This is a genomic window from Citricoccus sp. CH26A (assembly GCF_000224415.1).
Classification (GTDB): Bacteria; Actinomycetota; Actinomycetes; order Actinomycetales; family Micrococcaceae; genus Citricoccus.
Genome location: NZ_AFXQ01000030.1, coordinates 1 through 15,989, shown reverse-complemented (window position 1 = coordinate 15,989; position 15,989 = coordinate 1). Strand labels below are relative to the sequence as shown.

The window sequence follows — 15,989 nt, the reverse complement described above, 5'->3', positions numbered from 1 at the left end:
GGGACCTGCGTCCCGCCTACTCCTCTCGTACACGTCCAGGCCTACCTCACGTCACCGAAGCGTGCCACGATGTCGCTGTAGCGGCACCGGGACGGGTGTCGCAGGTCCCCCGTGAAAGGCCGCCAGCACCGTGTCTCGACGATTCGCGCCCGCACTCGCCACCACCACCGCACTGGTCGTCCTGGCCGCCACGGGCGGGATGGTCCCGAGCGCCGCGGTGTCGGGTGCACACGCCGAGCGCGCCACGACCTACCTGGCCCCGTCGTCACCGCAGCGACCCGGGGGTGCGGGCACCGGCGTCGTGACCGCTCCCGACGCGACGGTCGAGGTAGCCTCCCGGGCCGACCTGGCGGGGGACACGGCGGAACGGACCCGGGTGCGCCTGGTCCAGTCCTCGTCCGCGCAGGCCGCACTCGACCGCTACGCCGGTGAGGTCCCCCCCTACGTCAACGCCGCTCCCCTGGCCCTGGTCGGGCGAGCCTTCGACCACCCCGTGGCCGGCCCCTTCACCCTGAGCTCGGCCTTCGGGTGGCGGAAGAACCCCACCCATGTCGGCCCGGCAGCGCAATTCCACATCGGCCTGGACTACGCGGTGGCCTGCGGAACGCCGGTCCTGGCCGCCGCGGACGGCACGGTCGCCTCCGCCGGGGAACGGGGTACCGGCGGACTGCGCGTCGACATCGACCACGGCGACGGGCTGGTGACCTCCTACCGGCACAACTCCCGGCTCCTGGTATCCCCGGGTGACCGCGTGGGGCGTGGCGACGCGATCAGCCTGTCCGGGACCACGGGCAACTCGACGGGGTGCCACCTGCACTTCGACACCACCCTTGACGGCCTGTACGTCGACCCGGTGCAGCTGCTGCCGGAGGTCGCCGGACAGCCCCGTGCGCTGGACGCGGTGGACCTGGAGCGCATCCGCGCGGCCGCGCGGGAGGAAGCGCCCAGCGTCGCACCGGAGCGCAGGGAGGCCTCCCCGCGGAGCGGACAGCCTGCCGTGCAGGGACCGATCGCCCGGGAGGCCGCTCCCCGGACAGGGCCCCGGGGTGATCACGGACGGGCCCCGGAGGCACCAGCGGCACAGGACCCGTCACCGCGTCCCCCTCCCCCGGGCCGTCCGGGACGCCTGCCTCGCCCGGCGCATCCCCCGCCACGCCCGCGGCGACGCCCTCCGGAAGCGCGACGCCAGCGACGACGCGGCCGGCCGCGCGAGACCCGAAGCCCTCGGGCACCGCGAAACCGGTGCAACCGAGGCCCGCACCGCCGGCAGTCACCCCGAAGCCGAAGCCCACCGTGCCGGGGACCCCCGCCGCCACGGTGCCGGCGGAACCCGCCCAGCCGACCCGTCCCGGACCGGACGTGCCGGCCACGCCGACCCCGACGCCGACGCCGACGCCGACGCCGACCAAGCCCACCACGCCCGGGCCCGCCCAGCCCACGCCGACCAAGCCCACCACGCCCGGGCCCGCCCAGCCCACGCCGTCTCCGACGCCGACCGAGCCCGTCACACCCAAACCGTCGCCGTCGCCGACCGAGCCCGTCACACCCACGCCGTCCCCGACGCCGACCGAACCCGTCACACCCACGCCGTCTCCGACGCCGACCGAGCCCCCCGCACCGGAACCGCCGGTGCCGGCCAGCCCCCCGGCTCCCGCCTCGCTGACCGAGGAGGAGGCGGCGCGGTGGTGCCTGCCCCTGGACGACGACACGCAGAAGGCGAGGCCGGACTTCTCCACGATCTTCACCGGGGACTTCGCGGACCTCGTCGGCCTCGTTGCCGTCCTCGACGACGAGGGTGGACCCGAGCTCGTGACCGAGGAGACCCTCGTCGAGGTCTCGCCCTCGGCCCTGTGGCTGGACTCCCTCCCCGCCTGCACCGATGCCGAGTTCCTCGAGTCCCTGCTCGGCTGAGCGCCTACAGTGGACCGCATGACTGCTCCACACCGCCTGGCACCGGGCGACGCTGCTCCCGCCTTCACGCTGACCGACCGGGACGGCACGGCCGTCTCGCTGGCCGACTACGCCGGCCGCAAGGTGATCGTGTACTTCTACCCCGCCGCCGCCACGCCCGGTTGCACCACGCAGGCCTGCGACTTCCGCGACAGCCTCGCGTCCTTCACCTCTGAGGGCTTCGCCGTCCTCGGCATCTCCCCGGACGGTCCCGCCAAGCTCCAGAAGTTCGCCGCGGACGAGGGCCTGACCTTCCCGCTGCTCTCCGACGAGGACCATGCGGTGGCCGAGGCGTACGGCGCGTGGGGGGAGAAGAAGAACTACGGCCGCACCTACGAGGGGCTCATCCGTTCCACGGTCGTCGTGGACGGAGACGGCACCGTGGAACTCGCCCAGTACAACGTGCGGGCCAGCGGTCACGTGGCCAAGCTGCGCCGGGACCTGGGACTGGCCTGACCGGCGGGCGGTGACGGCCCGGCACCGGGTAAGATGGGCCGTTGTCCCCGCCCGCGGGGGCGCGCGGGCGTGGCGAAATTGGCAGACGCGCTGGATTTAGGTTCCAGTGTCTTCGGACGTGGGGGTTCAAGTCCCCCCGCCCGCACGATTCGTGCTCCAGGACAGTCCGGTCCCTGCACCGGATCCTCCTCAGGGCGGATCGCAGCCGGAGGACACGTCAGACGAGGAGGCCCGTCCGGGTGGACATCTCACGCCGCACCGTGCTGAGTTCCCTGGCTGCGGCCCTGGCCCTCCCACTGACCGGGTGCGCCACCCAGATCCGCGGTGAGTCCTCGCCCCATGACCCCACCGCGCCGGTCCCTCCGGCGCCCACTCCCCCGGCGCCGTCGACGGTGCCGGTGACCATCGGGGTGCCGTCGCGGCCGAGGACCCTCGACCCGGCGCTGGCCGTGGACGCCGAGTCGCACCGCAGCACCCGGCAGGTGCTCGAGAACCTCCTCGGCGTGGACCCGGACACCGGTGCGCCGATCCCCCGGCTGGCCAGCGACTGGCAGGTCACGGACGACGGGTTGCGTTACACGTTCTCCCTGCAGCCCGGTGTCGACTTCCAGGACGGCACCCCGCTGGACGCGCAGGCCGTGGTGGCGAATTTCGAGCGCTGGGCCCGTCTGCCCGAGCTGCTGGGCGGTCAGCGCATGGCAGCCCTGCCGCAATTGACCTTCGCCTCCGTCTTCGGCGGCTACGCCGGCCAGGACGGATGCCGCTACCGGGCGTGCGAGGCCGTCGGCGAGCGGACCGTCAGCCTGGTCCTCAGCGATCCCATCGTGTTCCTGCCCGCCGCGCTGACGGCTCCCGCCTTCGCCCTCAGCTCCCCGGCGTCCTGGGCCACGTTCGACGACGCCCTGCCCGCCGCCCCGGCCGACCGCCTGCCCCCGGCGCGGCCGGCAGGTACCGGCCCGTTCCGCTGGGGCGAGCAGGACGACGGCGACCGGCTGGTGCTGGAGGTGAACGCCGGGTACCGGGGTGAGCCGACCGCCGTCGGGCCCGTGACCCTGGCCGTGGTCCCCGGGGCCGGTCAGCGGCTCCGGGAATTGCGCCGCGGCCGGCTGGATGCCTTCGACTTCGTCGCCCCGGAGACCCTGCGTCCGCTGGTCCAGGGCGGGGTCCAGGTCCTGCAGCGGGATCCGCTGTCGGTGCTCTACCTGGGGATGAACTCCCGGCACCCGATCCTGGGACAGCTCTACGTGCGCCAGGCGGTGGCCCACGCCGTCGACCGGCGCGCGCTGGCCGAGGAGTACTTCCTGGCCGGCTCGGCCCGGGCCCACGAGTTCGTGCCGCCGTCCCTGGGCGTGGCGAACCCGGAACTGACCACCTACGACTACGACCCGGCGGAGGCCACCCGCCTGCTGGAGCTGGCCGGCTACCGCGGGCAGCCGGTGGACTTCGTCTACCCGGTGCACACCTCACGTCCCTACCTGCCCGCCCCCGAGGCCGTGTACGCGCGGATCGCCGGTGACCTGGCCGCGGCCGGCCTCGTGCTCAATCCCGTGCCGGTGCCGTGGGACGAGGGGTACCTGGACCGGCTCGGGGCGGACCGGACCCGGGCCTTCCACCTGGCCGGGCGCACCGGGGAGTACCGTGATCCGCACCACTTCCTGGCCCCGCTGTTCGGCCACGACTCGGCGGAGTTCGGCTACCGGAACCCGACCGTCATCACGACGCTCGCGGACGCCGTGTCCACCCGGAACCCGGAGAACCGGACGGCGTTGTACCGCAAGGCCGCGGAGTCGCTGGCCCTGGACCTGCCGGCACTGCCCCTGGCCTACCCGATCTCCGCCGTCGCCACGGGCCACACCCTGGTCTCCTACCCGACCTCCCCCGTGCTGGACGAACGGTTCGACCAGATCGTCCCGGTGGACAGACCGGCCCCGGCCCAGTAGTAAAGTCGACTCAGACCACTGTTCGAAAACCGGGAGAGAAACGTGAGCCAGCAGACTGCCCCCACCACCTACGACGTCGTCCTGGTGGGAGGTGGCATCATGAGCGCCACTCTGGGTACGTTCCTCCAGCAGCTCCAGCCCGACTGGTCCATCGCCCTGTACGAGAACCTGAACCAGGCCGGCCTCGAGGCCTCGGACCCGTGGAACAACGCCGGCACCGGTCACGCGGCCCTGTGCGAGCTGAATTACTCGCCGCTCGGACCCGACGGCACCGTGGACCCCACCAAGGCCATCGGCATCAACGAGCAGTTCCAGGTCTCCCGCCAGTTCTGGTCCCACCTGGTCAACGAGGGCCGGCTCGGCGACCCCAAGACCTTCATCAACCCGCTGCCGCACATGAGCTTCGTGTGGGGTGACGACCACGCGGACTACCTGAAGACCCGGCACGCCTCCCTCAGCGCGCAGCCGCTGTTCGAGACCATGGAGTACACGGAGGACCCGTCCGTCATCCACGACTGGGCCCCGCTGCTGATCGAGGGCCGCACGGACGGCCAGCGCCTTGCGGCCTCCCGCCAGGCGAACGGCACGGACGTGGACTTCGGCTCGCTGACCCGCCAGCTCACCACCAACCTGTCCAACTCGGGCGTGGACGTGCGCTTCGGCCACAAGGTGACCTCGGTGGACCGCGGTTCCGACGGCCGCTGGGAGCTCAAGGTCAAGAACAAGGCCGCCGGCGAGACCCTCACCGCCCGCGCACGCTTCGTGTTCCTCGGCGCCGGCGGCGGGGCGCTGCACCTGCTGCAGTCCTCCGGCATCCCCGAGGCCAAGGGCTTCGGCGGTTTCCCGGTCTCCGGCAAGTTCCTCAAGTGCACCGACGAGACCATCGTGAACCAGCACATGGCCAAGGTCTACGGCCAGGCCTCCGTGGGCGCCCCGCCCATGTCCGTGCCGCACCTGGACACCCGCTTCGTGGACGGCCGGCGCTCGCTGCTCTTCGGGCCCTACGGCGGATTCTCCTCCAACTTCCTCAAGTCCAGTTCCTACCTGGACTTGCCGTTGTCCGTGCGTACGCACAACCTGCTGCCCATGCTGAACGTGGCCAAGGACAACCTGGGCCTGGTCAAGTACCTCATCACCGAGGTCACCAAGAGCCAGACGAAGAAGGTCGAGACCCTGCAGGACTTCTACCCCGAGGCCGAGGCGGGCGACTGGGAGATGATCACCGCGGGCCAGCGCGTACAGGTCATGAAGAAGGATCCGAAGAAGGGCGGCGTGCTGCAGTTCGGCACCGAGGTCGTCACCTCTGCCGACGGGACGATCGGCGGCCTGCTGGGTGCCTCCCCGGGCGCCTCCACCGCGGCCCCGATCATGCTCAAGCTCCTGGAGACCTGCTTCCCGGCCCGGATGGACGCCTGGACCCCGAAGCTCCGGGAGATGATCCCCTCGCTGGGCCGCAAGCTCAACGAGGACCGGGTGCTGATGAACGAGGTCGAGCAGGCGACCAGCGCCGCACTCAAGCTGGCCTGAGCGGCCGGCATCTGCGCCTGACGACCGATGGGTGCCCTGGCACGCTTCTCCCTGTCCAACCGCGCCCTCGTCGCCCTCGTCACGGTCCTCACCGGCGTCTTCGGCGTGCTCATGGCGGGTCAGCTCAAGCAGGAGCTCATCCCCTCCCTCGAGCTGCCCGTGGTCTCGGTGAGCACCGTCATGCAGGGCGCGAGCCCGGAGGTCGTCGACCAGCAGGTCGGTGAGCCGCTGGAGACGGCCCTGCAGGCGGTGGAGGACCTGGAGTCCTCCACCTCGACCTCGACCACGGGGCTGAACACGATCGCCCTGCGGTTCGAGTACGGCACGGACCTGAACCGCGCACGGGCCCAGGTCGACCGCGCGGTGGCGAACGTCTCCGAACGACTGCCGGACGGCACCGAGACGAGCTCGTTCGCGGGATCGGTCTCGGACTTCCCGGTGGTCTTCATGGCGGTGGGCTCCACGGACGGGGCCACCGGGCTCAACGAGCTGCGCTCGGAGGTCGAGCGCCTCGTCACCCCCCGGTTGCAGAAGGTCGACGGTGTCCGCAGCGCCGCGGTGACCGGTGGCACGGACCAGCACATCGCCGTCGTCCCGGACCAGGAGCAGCTGGCCGCGGCCGGACTGTCGACCGGGGACATCGTCACCGCCCTGGAGGAGAACGTGGGGTTGTTCCCCATCGGCCAGGTCACCGAGGGGACGCTGACCCTGCCGGTCCAGGCCGGCGCGCCGGTCGAGTCCCTCGACGACGTCCGCGACGTCGTCCTGGTGTCCGCCGAGGACGGTTCCACCCCACCGGCCACTGCCGGACCCGCTCCGCAGCAGCCCGGCCAGCGGGCCGACGGGACCGGGCCGGGGGCCGCTCCCGCGATCCCGGCCGAGCCCCCGGCCTCGGCGGGACCGGTGCGCCTGGGCGAGGTGGCCGAGGTCGGGATCCGCGACGACGACGCGACCTCGGTGACCCGCACGAACGGCGTGGACACGCTGGGACTGTCCGTGACGAAGACCCCGGACGCGGACACCGTCGCCCTGTCCCACGCGATCGGCGAGCTGATCCCGGAGCTGGAGTCACTGCTCGGCGACGGGGCCACCATCACGGTGGTCTTCGACCAGGCCCCGTTCATCGAGCAGTCGATCGACACCCTGCTGGTCGAGGGCCTGCTCGGACTGGTGTTCGCCGTGCTGGTGATCCTGGTGTTCCTGGGCTCGATACGCTCCACCCTGGTCACGGCCATCTCCATCCCGCTGTCCCTGTTGGTGACGTTCATCGGGATGCGCGTCTCGGACTACTCGCTCAACATGCTCACCCTCGGGGCGCTGACCATCTCGATCGGCCGGGTGGTGGACGACTCCATCGTGGTGGTGGAGAACATCAAGCGGCACCTGGGCAACGGCGAGGACAAGCGCACCGCGATCCTGTCCGGTACCGGGGAGGTCGCGACCGCCATCACGGCCTCCACGCTCACGACCGTGGCGGTGTTCGCGCCGATCGCCCTGGTGGGCGGGGTCGCCGGTGAGCTGTTCCGTCCCTTCGCGATCACCATGGCCATCGCGCTGCTGGCCTCGCTGCTGGTGGCCCTGACGATCGTCCCCGTGCTGTCCTGGTGGTTCCTGGGCCGCACCCCGGGCGGCAGGCGACCGGGCAGTCCCGCGGCACGGCACTCCTCAGACACCGCGCCCGCCGCCCCGGCGGTCGCGGCCCGCGGGCCGCTCCAGCGGCTCTACCTGCCCGCGCTGCGGGGCACCCAGCGGCATCCCGTCATCACCCTGGTCGCGGCGGTGCTCCTGCTGGGGGCCACGGTCGCCATGGTCCCCCTCGTGCCGACGAACCTGCTGGGCAACACGGGGCAGAACACCTTCACCGTCACGGCCGCCCAGGAGCCGGGCACCTCGCTGGAGACCACGACGGCGGCCGCGGGCCGGGTGGAGGAGGTCCTGGTGGACGTGGACGGGGTCCTGGACGTGCAGTGGACGGCCGGATCGGCCGGGTTCGTGCCGGGACTGCGCGGCAGCGCGGACGAGGCCCGGTTCACGGTGCTCACCGACACGGACGCCGACCAGGAACGCATCCACGACGATGCCCGCTCCCGGCTGGACCGTCTCGAGGGGGCCGGCTCCGTCACCGTGTCCACCTCCGGCGGGTTCGGCACGTCCTCGGACGTGGAGATCACCGTCTCGGCACCGACGCCGGACCTGCTGGCTCAGGCCAACGACCGGGTGATGGAGGCCATGGCCGGCGTCGAGGGGGCCCGGGAGGTGTCCTCGAACCTCGCGGCGGCCCGCCCGACCTTCCAGGTCGACGTGGACCGGCTGGCCGCGGCGGAAGCCGGGCTGACCGAGGAGGCGGTCGCCGCGCAGGCCGCGGCGGCCCTGAACCCGGTCCCCTCCGGTACGGTCCGGCTGGAGTACACCGACTATCCCGTGCGCATCGGCAAGCCGGAGGAGATCACGACACTGCAGCAGCTGCGGGACGTCGAGGTCCAGACGGCGACCGGACCGCTCGCCCTGTCCGGACTGGCCGAGGTCTCCCGGCAGGAGGTGCTTTCCTCGGTGTCCTCCTCCAACGGCGACCGGGTGGTGATCGTCTCCGTCACTCCGGACGGGGACGACCTGGGTGCGGTTTCCACCGCGGTGGGGACCGCCCTGGAGGACCTGTCCCTGCCCGAGGGGGCGTCCGCCGAGCTGGGCGGCGCGGCCACCCAGCAGGCGGAGACGTTCCGGGACCTGTACCTGGCCCTGTTGGCCGCCGTCGCCATCGTCTACGTGATCATGGTCGCGACGTTCAAGTCGCTCATCCAGCCGCTGATCCTGCTGGTCTCCATCCCGTTCGCGGCCACCGGGGCTATCGCCCTGCTGCTGGTCACCGGCACCTCCCTGGGCCTGCCCGCCCTGATCGGCATGCTCATGCTCGTCGGAATCGTGGTGACCAACGCGATCGTGCTCATCGACCTGATCAACCAGTACCGGCGCCGCCCCGGTCACACGCTGGACTCGGCCCTGCAGCAGGGAGCGCTCAACCGGTTGCGTCCGATCGTGATGACGGCCCTGGCCACGATCCTGGCCCTGGTGCCGATGGCCTTGGGCATCACCGGTCACGGCGGGTTCATCTCCCAACCGCTGGCGGTGGTCGTCATCGGCGGACTGGTGTCCTCCACCCTGCTCACCCTGCTGCTGGTCCCGGTGCTCTACCGGCTCGTGGAGGGCGCCGTGGAACGGCGGCGGGCCCGGACGGAGGCCGCTGAGGCCTGACCGCAGGGGCCTGGCCGCTCGGGCCCGGACCGGCGCGGCCCGGCCACGGGGTTAGACCGGCTGGCTGTCGGCGAGCATCGCGTCCACGCTGATCCGGTCCAGGAACAGTCCGCCGCGCACGGTGGACAGGAAGGCCGTGTCCGAGGAGTCCGCCCCGGTGGACACCCGCACCAGGGCGTCGGTGTCCGAGAGCCGGGTGGCGTCCAGCAGGTGCCACTGACCGTCCATCCAGGCCTCGGCCACGGCATGGAAGTCCATGGGCCGCAGTCCCGGGGCGTAGCCGGCCACCACGCGGGCCGGCACGTTCCGAGCGCGCAGCAGGGCCACCACGAGGTGCGCGAAGTCCCGGCACACGCCCTGGCGCGAGAGGAAGGCGTCCACGGCGCCGTCGGTACCGCGGGAGAACCCGGGCACGTAGCGGAGGTTGGCGTTGACCCACTGCTCCACGGCGTGCAGCAGCTCCATTCCCCCGACGTCGCGGAACAGGCTCGCGGCCAGCGGGTAGAGCTTGTCCGACTCGGCATACCGGGAGGGGCGCACGTACCGGATCAGGTCGGCTTCGTCACCGACGGGCTCGGCCTCCCGCCCGGCCACGATGCAGGCGTAGTCGACCCGGACGGTCCCCGGTTCAGGCGGCTCCGAGGAGAAGCCCGCCTCGGCGACCGTGGGCGACTCGTCGTCGTCCTCCCAGCCGACGGCCCCGCTGGACTCGGCGAAGCTGACCGGGACGTCCACCACGTGCAGGCGCCCCCCGTGGTGGTCCCGGACCTCGCGGACGGGAAGCCGCCCGGCGGGGGTGCGGACGTCCAGTCGCTCGGACACCCGCTCCATGCCCTCGGCATCGGCGGCGGCCACCGCCAGGACCATGCGGGTACCCTCGGAGGGCCGGACGGTCAGGGTGGATCGGACGTGGCGGCGCATGGTTCCACGGTACCGTCCGGTCAGGACTGCTCCGGCACGACCACCCGCAGGTGCGAGCCCCGGCGGGTCTTGAGGACCTCGAGGCGGTAGCCGATGTCCTGCTTCATCCGCTCCACGTGGCTGACCACCCCGATGGCCCGGCCACCGGCCTGCAGCCCGTCCAGGACCCGCATGACGTCCTCCAGGGAGGCGGTGTCCAGCGAGCCGAAGCCCTCGTCCACGAACAGGGTGTCCATCTCCACACCGCCGGCCTCCGCCTGAACGGTGTCCGCCAGGCCGAGCGCCAGGGCCAGGGACGCCATGAACGTCTCGCCGCCGGACAGGGTCCCGGCAGCCCGTTCGTCCTCCGTGTACCGGTCGAAGACGGTGATGTCCAGGCCCCGGACGCCCCGCCCCCGGGCGGCGTCGTCGTGCCGCAGCTCGTAACGTCCCTGCGTCATGCCCAGGAGCCGTTCGGTGGCCGAGGCCACGACCTCCTCGAGGCGTCCGGCCAGGACGTAGCTGCCCAGCGTCATCCTCAGCGTGTTCTCACCCTGGCCCCGGACCAGCCTGAGCAGTCCCTCGGCGTCCTCCAGGGCCGCCAACTGGCCGGCCGATCGGGCGGCGACCTCGTCCAGGGCACCCACCTGACGCCGGACCTGACGCTGCACCGATTCCAGTCCCCCGGCACGTTCGGCCGCGTCCTCCCGTGCCCTCTCGGCCTCCGCGACTCGTCCGGCCTGTTCTTCCACCTCCTCGTCGGCGGGCGTCTCGGTCCCGGCGGCGAGCAGCTCCCGGCCGCGGACGACGGTCGCGCTGGCCTCCAGCTCCGCCAGGGCGGCCGCCTCGCGGTCCCAGTCCCGGACGCGGATGGACCTGGACTGCTCGTCCTCCTCGCCCAGCAGGGCCGCCCGCACCTGCTCGACCGAGTCGAAGCCACTGGCCGTGAGCTCCTCGCGCAGGCCGGTCGCGGCCTGGTCGAGGAGGGAGCGGGTGGTGGCGGCCCGCCGTGCGGCCTCGGTGACCGCGTCCACCAGTCCGCGCGACCGGGTCAGTTCCTGCCGCAGCTCGGCCAGGCTCTGCCGGTCCTCGAGCAGACCGGCCAGTTCGGACCGCAGGCGTCCGGCCTCCTGGGAGGCCGCCTCGCACCGGGAGCGAGCCACTGCGGCCTCCTGCCGGGCGGCGCCGACGATGGCCTGCCGGGACTGGTGTTCCCGGTCGTTGTCCTCCAGGGCGGCACGCGCCGCGGCGAGGTCATCGGCGGCCCGTTCCGCCGCGTCCAGGGCCGAACCGGCCCGGGCGACGGCGACCGTGGCCTCCTCCGGGTCCAGCCCCCCGGCCGCCAGCCGACTGAGCTCGGCCGACTCGCGGGCCCGTTCGACGGCGTCCTCGGCCGCCCGGCGACTGGCGGTCTCCTCGTCCATAGCACGGCGGGCCCGGTCCTGGGCCTCGGTGGAGATCTCGATCCCCCCGGTGGCCGCCGGGGCGGGGTGCTCCACCGATCCGCAGACCTGACAGGGTTCGCCCGCACGGAGTTCCTCGGCGAGCAGGGATGCCGCACCGGCCAGCCGGCGTTCCACCACCCGGTGCCAGGCATCCACCGCCTCCTGGGCGCGGTCCGTGGCGTCCCGTACGGCGTCCTGGGCGGCCTGGAGTGCGGCACGGTGTTCCTGGTGGGCCAGGGAAGCCTCCCGCCGGGCGGTGGCCTCGTCCATCACGGCGCGGGCCGATTCCAGTCCGGCAGCGGGCGCACCGAGGTCCTCGACCCGCTGTTGCAGGGCTTCCCGGGCCTCTGCCAGCGCACGCCGTTCGGCGTCGGCGGTCTCCGCGCGCTCGGTCAGGGCGCTGATGGAGGACTGCAGGCGCTCGACCTCCGCGTCGAGGTCACGCAGGCTCTCGGCGTCCCGTTCCCGGGCGGACAGTCGGTCCAGTTCACGGTCGGCCCGCTGGCGCAGGACCTCGAACCGGTCCTCCTCGGCGCCATCCGCCGCCTCGGCCGCCCAGGCGCGGCAGTGGGTGTCCTCCAGGGCGGTGGCCCGGGCGCCCTCGAGGGTGAGCACCGCAGAACGGTGGGCCTCCTCGGCGGCCTCGGCCTCCCGCGCCCTCCGGTCCACGGTCACGGCGACCCCGTGGCGTTCCAGGGCGGCGCGGTCCTCGGAGACCTGTCCGGCACGCTCCGCGTGCCGGACGGACCGTCCCTGCCAGGCCAGGGCCTGACGCAGATCCTGGCGGCGGCGGGTCAGGGCCTCGAGGTGCTCCTGGGCCGCCGTCAGGGCCGCGGCCGCCTGCTGGCGCGCCGCGCGGGACCCGGCCACGGCGGCGTCGATGGCCGCGGCACCGCGAGTGCCCAGGTCCTCGTCCGTCCAGTCCTGTGGCCGGCAGGCCCCGCCGGAGTCCGGACCGGTCACCGGCACCGTCAGCCCGGCTCCCTCCCCGTCCTCGCGAACAGCCTCGTCATCACGCCCAGGGCCGTCGTCACCGCGTGCCCACCAGTCATCGCCGAGCCCCTCCGTGAGGCAGGAGATGAGGTCCGCCCGGGCGGTGGCCACCTGATCCCGGTCCCGGCTGACCGCGGATTCGAGGTGCCGGTACCGGCGCGCCAGGAAGTCCTCGACGCCGTCGAACCTCCCGGTGCCGAAGAGCTTGCGCAGGAGGGTCTCCTTGTCCGCTGACCTCGCCCGCAGGAAGGTGGCGAACTCGCCCTGGGGCAGCAGCACCACCCGCATGAACTGGTCGGCATCGAGGTGGAGCACCTGGCCCAGCAGCTGTCCGATCTCGTCGGCGCGCACGGACACCTCCCGCCACTGGCCCTCGCGGTGCTCGCGCAGGACGGCACCGGCCTTCTCCTCCGTCAGCCCGGTGCCGTCCTTCAGCTTCCGTCGCGCCGGCCGGCGGTATCTCGGCCAGCGCTGGACCTCGAAGCGCCGACCGCCCACGGTGAAGTCGAGCAGCACCTCCGGCCGGGTCCCGATCGGGGCCTGGGTGCTGGCCAGGGACTCGGGGGTGCGGTCCCCCGGGACGGAGCCGTACAGCGCGAAGCAGATGCCGGCCAGCACCGTGGACTTGCCGGCACCGGTGGGACCGTCCAGCAGGAACAGTCCGGCGTCGTTGAGTATGGAGAAGTCCACCTCCTCGCGTTCGGCGAAGGGACCGAACGCCTGCAGTTGCAGGCAGTGGATCCTCATGCGGTGGCTCCGGTCCTGGTCTCCTCGAGGGCCAGTCGCAACAGGCCGGACTCCTCCTCGCTGGCCGGCCGTTGACGCACGTGCTCGACGAATCCCGTGCAGACGTCCAGGTCGGTCCTCGCCGCGGCCAGCCGGGCGGCGTAGGTGGAGGGTTGCCGGTCCGCGGATCCCTCCGGCTCGAGGATGAAGTTCAGCAGTCCGTCGAAGCGTTCCCTGAGACGCTGGTAGGCCTGCGGCGGGCGGACCGGGTCCGTCACCGTGACCTGGCACCAGCGGTCCTCCGCCCAGGCGTGCGCCGGGTTCTCCAGCAGGTCCTCGATCCTCCCGCGCAGCACGGCCAGCTTCCGGCCGGCGGACCAGTCCACGGTCTCCACGCCGGTGACCTCACCGCCGGCGGTCGTCACGAGCAGACCGCCCTTGGTGTGGTTCGCCTCCGAGAAGGAATAGGGCAGGGGCGAACCGGAATAGCGCACGGTCGGAGCCATGGCCTGGCGCCCGTGCAGGTGTCCCAGCGCGACGTAGTCGATGCCGTCGAACACCGTGACGGGCACCTGGCCGAGGGTGCCGACCATCGCCGTGGGATCCTGGGTGTCCCCGGCCCCCTCGCCGTCGGTCGTCGCGGACCCCGGGCCCGGGGCCGAGGCGCCGATGTCCCGTTCGCTGTCCGATCCGGCGCCACCGGCGGCGAAGAGGTGGGCCATGACAATCACGGCCGTCCCGGCGTCGTGACCGCCCCGGCCGGCGGTGCTGAAGCGCTCGGCGGCGTCCTCACGCACCCGGCGGACGGCCTCGGCCGTCACGGCTGCGTGGTCGGCGGCCACGCCCCAGTCCTGCCCGGCCTGCCGGGGTTCGAGGTAGGGGATCCCGTAGACGGCGACCCGGCCGCCCTCGGGATCCTCCAGCACCACGGGGTCGGTGATCCGGTCCGTGCGGGTGCGCAGGTGCACGCCCGCGGCGTCCAGCAGGTGACCGCCGAAGCCCAGGCGGATCGCGGAGTCGTGGTTGCCACTCGTGAGGATGACCCGGGCCCCGGTCCGGCTCAGCTCCGCCAGGGTGTGGTCGAGCAGCTCCACGGCGTCCGCCGCGGGCAGGGCGCGGTCGTAGACGTCCCCGGCCACCAGGACCAGGTCCACACCGCGGTCGGCGACGGTGGCCACGAGGTGTGCGAGCACCTCTCGCTGGGACTCGAGCATGCCGGTGCCGTGGAAGGACCGGCCCAGGTGCCAGTCGGAGGTGTGCAGGATCAGCATGTGACCAACGCTATCGGGCGTGGCGGACGACATTGGCCGATCTCCACGGCCGGCATCCCTACGATGGTTCCCATGACCCCGACTCCGTCACCGGCCGGTGCGCCCGGTGAGCCTCAGCCTGCCCCGTCCTATGCCTCCCGCGTCCTGGGCGTGCTCGCCGGCGGGGCTGCCGGCGACGCCCTGGGGTACACGGTCGAGTTCTCGTCCCTGGACGAGATCCGTGCGCGGTTCGGGGACGCCGGGCTGGCACACCGGCTGCAGGTCCCCGAGGTGCGTGACGGCGGCACCCTGCCGGTCAGTGACGACACCCAGATGACGCTGTTCGTGCTGGACGGGCTGCTGGAATGGATCGAGTGGGCCAACGAGGGATCGATGGCCGATCCGGCGGCCTGTGTCTGGCTGTCCTGCCTGCGCTGGCTCCGGACCCAGGACGGAACGCTGCCGGTGGGAGTGCCGGAGCCGCCGGCGCGGTGGCTTGACGGGCACGCGGAACTGCGCGTGCGGCGGGCCCCCGGCAACGCCTGTCTGTCCGGTCTGTCCCAGCCGGACATGGGCCTGCCCCAGAAGCCCCACAACCCCGGCTCGAAGGGCTGCGGCACGGTCATGCGCTCCGCGCCTTACGGCATGGTGCCCGGGCTCGAGGACGAGTTGGTGGTGTCCCTCGCGCGCCAGGGCGCTGTCCTCACGCACGGCCATCCGGCCGCCTGGACATCGGCCGCCGCCGTCGGGTTGATGGTCTCGCGGCTGATGGCGGGCCACGGGTTCGGTGCCGCGGCCGCCGATGCCCTGGACTGGCTCCAGACCGTTCCCGACGACGGCAGTGCCGCGGACGCACTCGGCACGGCGGTGGCGATGGCGCAGGACGTGCAGGGTGCCGCCGCGCTGCCCACGGTCCTGCCCGCCGAACTGGGCGAGGGCTGGGTGGCCGAGGAGGCACTGGCGCTGGCCGTCTACGCCGTCCTGGTGACGTCCGCCGGACCCGGAGCCGGGACGGAGCCGTCCACCCACTTCCGCTCTGCGCTGCACCTGGCGATCAATCACGACGGCGACTCGGACTCCACGGCCTCGTTGGCCGGCCAGTTGCTCGGGGCCCGCTACGGTACGGCCGTCTTCCCCGGTGCCGAAGTCCCGCAGTGGATCGGTGAACGCGACCTCGTCATCGAGGCCGCCGAGCGCTGGATCGCCGCCACGAGCTGAGCCGGCCGCGTCGCAAGAATCCCGGGGCGGACGCACGGGGAAGGGGCAGCCAACGGGAGTTGGCTGCCCCTACCTTTCTGATGGACCTGATGGAGTTGACGCTCCCTGGTGGACCTAGCGGACGGCCCTCAGAGTCGGGCGCTCCACTTCTGCGTTCCCGCCAGCCTGTAACCGGTGGAGGACGCCTTCGTGGTCACGGTCACGGTCCCGGAGTACTTATAGGTCCCGGCCGCCTTCTTCACCCCGTTGACGTAGTAGACGACGCCCGCCTTCGACGGGATCCTCACCGTGTTGGCCCCGGCGCTGAACGACGGCTTGGTCGGGGTCACCGCGTT

The 15,989-nt window shown here is 72.6% G+C and carries 11 protein-coding genes and 1 tRNA gene; 8 read left to right on the top strand and 4 right to left on the bottom strand.

The annotated features are described in order from the left end of the window. Positions 1-199 precede the first annotated feature (199 nt). The 7 genes from CITRI_RS20655 (at position 200) to CITRI_RS17890 (ending at position 9,122) form a co-directional block, all read left to right on the top strand. Positions 200-1,663 (top strand): M23 family metallopeptidase, encoded by a 1,464-nt coding sequence (locus tag CITRI_RS20655; protein WP_369732359.1) that lies wholly within the window; start codon positions 200-202, stop codon positions 1,661-1,663. Next, positions 1,630-1,911: a hypothetical protein gene (locus CITRI_RS18560; protein WP_010145497.1), complete on the top strand. Its 282-nt coding sequence runs from the start codon at positions 1,630-1,632 to the stop codon at positions 1,909-1,911. Before CITRI_RS20655 ends, CITRI_RS18560 begins: the two co-directional genes overlap by 34 nt. Before the next feature lie 18 nt (positions 1,912-1,929). Next, positions 1,930-2,406 carry a thioredoxin-dependent thiol peroxidase gene (gene bcp / locus CITRI_RS0113835; protein ID WP_010145496.1) on the top strand — a complete coding sequence of 159 codons (477 nt, stop codon included), beginning with the start codon at positions 1,930-1,932 and terminating at the stop codon, positions 2,404-2,406. 63 nt (positions 2,407-2,469) lie between these two features. Further along, positions 2,470-2,551: transfer RNA gene (locus CITRI_RS0113830), tRNA-Leu, on the top strand. Between the two features lie 94 nt (positions 2,552-2,645). Next, the gene (locus tag CITRI_RS0113825; RefSeq protein ID WP_010145495.1) at positions 2,646-4,346 is read left to right on the top strand and encodes an ABC transporter substrate-binding protein; all 1,701 of its coding nucleotides are present in this window, start codon (positions 2,646-2,648) and stop codon (positions 4,344-4,346) included. Between the two features lie 42 nt (positions 4,347-4,388). Next, positions 4,389-5,873 (top strand): malate:quinone oxidoreductase, encoded by a 1,485-nt coding sequence (locus tag CITRI_RS0113820; protein ID WP_010145494.1) that lies wholly within the window; start codon positions 4,389-4,391, stop codon positions 5,871-5,873. Between the two features lie 27 nt (positions 5,874-5,900). After that, positions 5,901-9,122: an efflux RND transporter permease subunit gene (locus CITRI_RS17890; RefSeq protein WP_010145491.1), complete on the top strand. Its 3,222-nt coding sequence runs from the start codon at positions 5,901-5,903 to the stop codon at positions 9,120-9,122. A gap of 51 nt (positions 9,123-9,173) precedes the next feature. Here CITRI_RS17890 and CITRI_RS0113810 read toward each other — a convergent pair whose 3' ends face one another. Genes CITRI_RS0113810 through CITRI_RS0113800 form a run of 3 tightly spaced genes read right to left on the bottom strand, consistent with a single transcriptional unit; the run spans position 9,174 to position 14,457 of the window. Next, a complete protein-coding gene (locus CITRI_RS0113810; protein ID WP_010145490.1) occupies positions 9,174-10,043 on the bottom strand; it encodes a transglutaminase family protein in 870 nt (289 codons plus the stop codon). 20 nt (positions 10,044-10,063) lie between these two features. Further along, positions 10,064-13,207 (bottom strand): AAA family ATPase, encoded by a 3,144-nt coding sequence (locus tag CITRI_RS17885; protein ID WP_010145489.1) that lies wholly within the window; start codon positions 13,205-13,207, stop codon positions 10,064-10,066. After that, positions 13,204-14,457, bottom strand: a complete 1,254-nt coding sequence (locus tag CITRI_RS0113800; protein ID WP_010145488.1) for an exonuclease SbcCD subunit D — start codon at positions 14,455-14,457, stop codon at positions 13,204-13,206. Before CITRI_RS0113800 ends, CITRI_RS17885 begins: the two co-directional genes overlap by 4 nt. 72 nt (positions 14,458-14,529) lie before the next feature. Between CITRI_RS0113800 and CITRI_RS0113795 the strand changes: the two genes are divergently transcribed. Beyond that, the gene (locus CITRI_RS0113795; RefSeq protein ID WP_010145487.1) at positions 14,530-15,654 is read left to right on the top strand and encodes an ADP-ribosylglycohydrolase family protein; all 1,125 of its coding nucleotides are present in this window, start codon (positions 14,530-14,532) and stop codon (positions 15,652-15,654) included. 128 nt (positions 15,655-15,782) lie between these two features. Here the strand turns inward: CITRI_RS0113795 and CITRI_RS19730 are convergent. Further along, on the bottom strand, positions 15,783-15,989 hold a 207-nt coding region (locus CITRI_RS19730), incomplete at its 5' end, for a hypothetical protein (RefSeq protein ID WP_010145486.1).

Bases quoted from the DNA above. Each gene is read 5' to 3' on its own strand.
- CITRI_RS20655 (WP_369732359.1), top strand. From the start codon at position 200: ATGGTCCCGAGCGCCGCGGTGTCGGGTGCACACGCCGAGCGCGCCACG.
- bcp (WP_010145496.1), top strand. From the start codon at position 1,930: ATGACTGCTCCACACCGCCTGGCACCGGGCGACGCTGCTCCCGCCTTC.
- CITRI_RS17890 (WP_010145491.1), top strand. From the start codon at position 5,901: ATGGGTGCCCTGGCACGCTTCTCCCTGTCCAACCGCGCCCTCGTCGCC.
- CITRI_RS0113810 (WP_010145490.1), bottom strand. From the start codon at position 10,043: ATGCGCCGCCACGTCCGATCCACCCTGACCGTCCGGCCCTCCGAGGGT.
- CITRI_RS17885 (WP_010145489.1), bottom strand. From the start codon at position 13,207: ATGAGGATCCACTGCCTGCAACTGCAGGCGTTCGGTCCCTTCGCCGAA.
- CITRI_RS0113800 (WP_010145488.1), bottom strand. From the start codon at position 14,457: ATGCTGATCCTGCACACCTCCGACTGGCACCTGGGCCGGTCCTTCCAC.
- CITRI_RS0113795 (WP_010145487.1), top strand. From the start codon at position 14,530: ATGACCCCGACTCCGTCACCGGCCGGTGCGCCCGGTGAGCCTCAGCCT.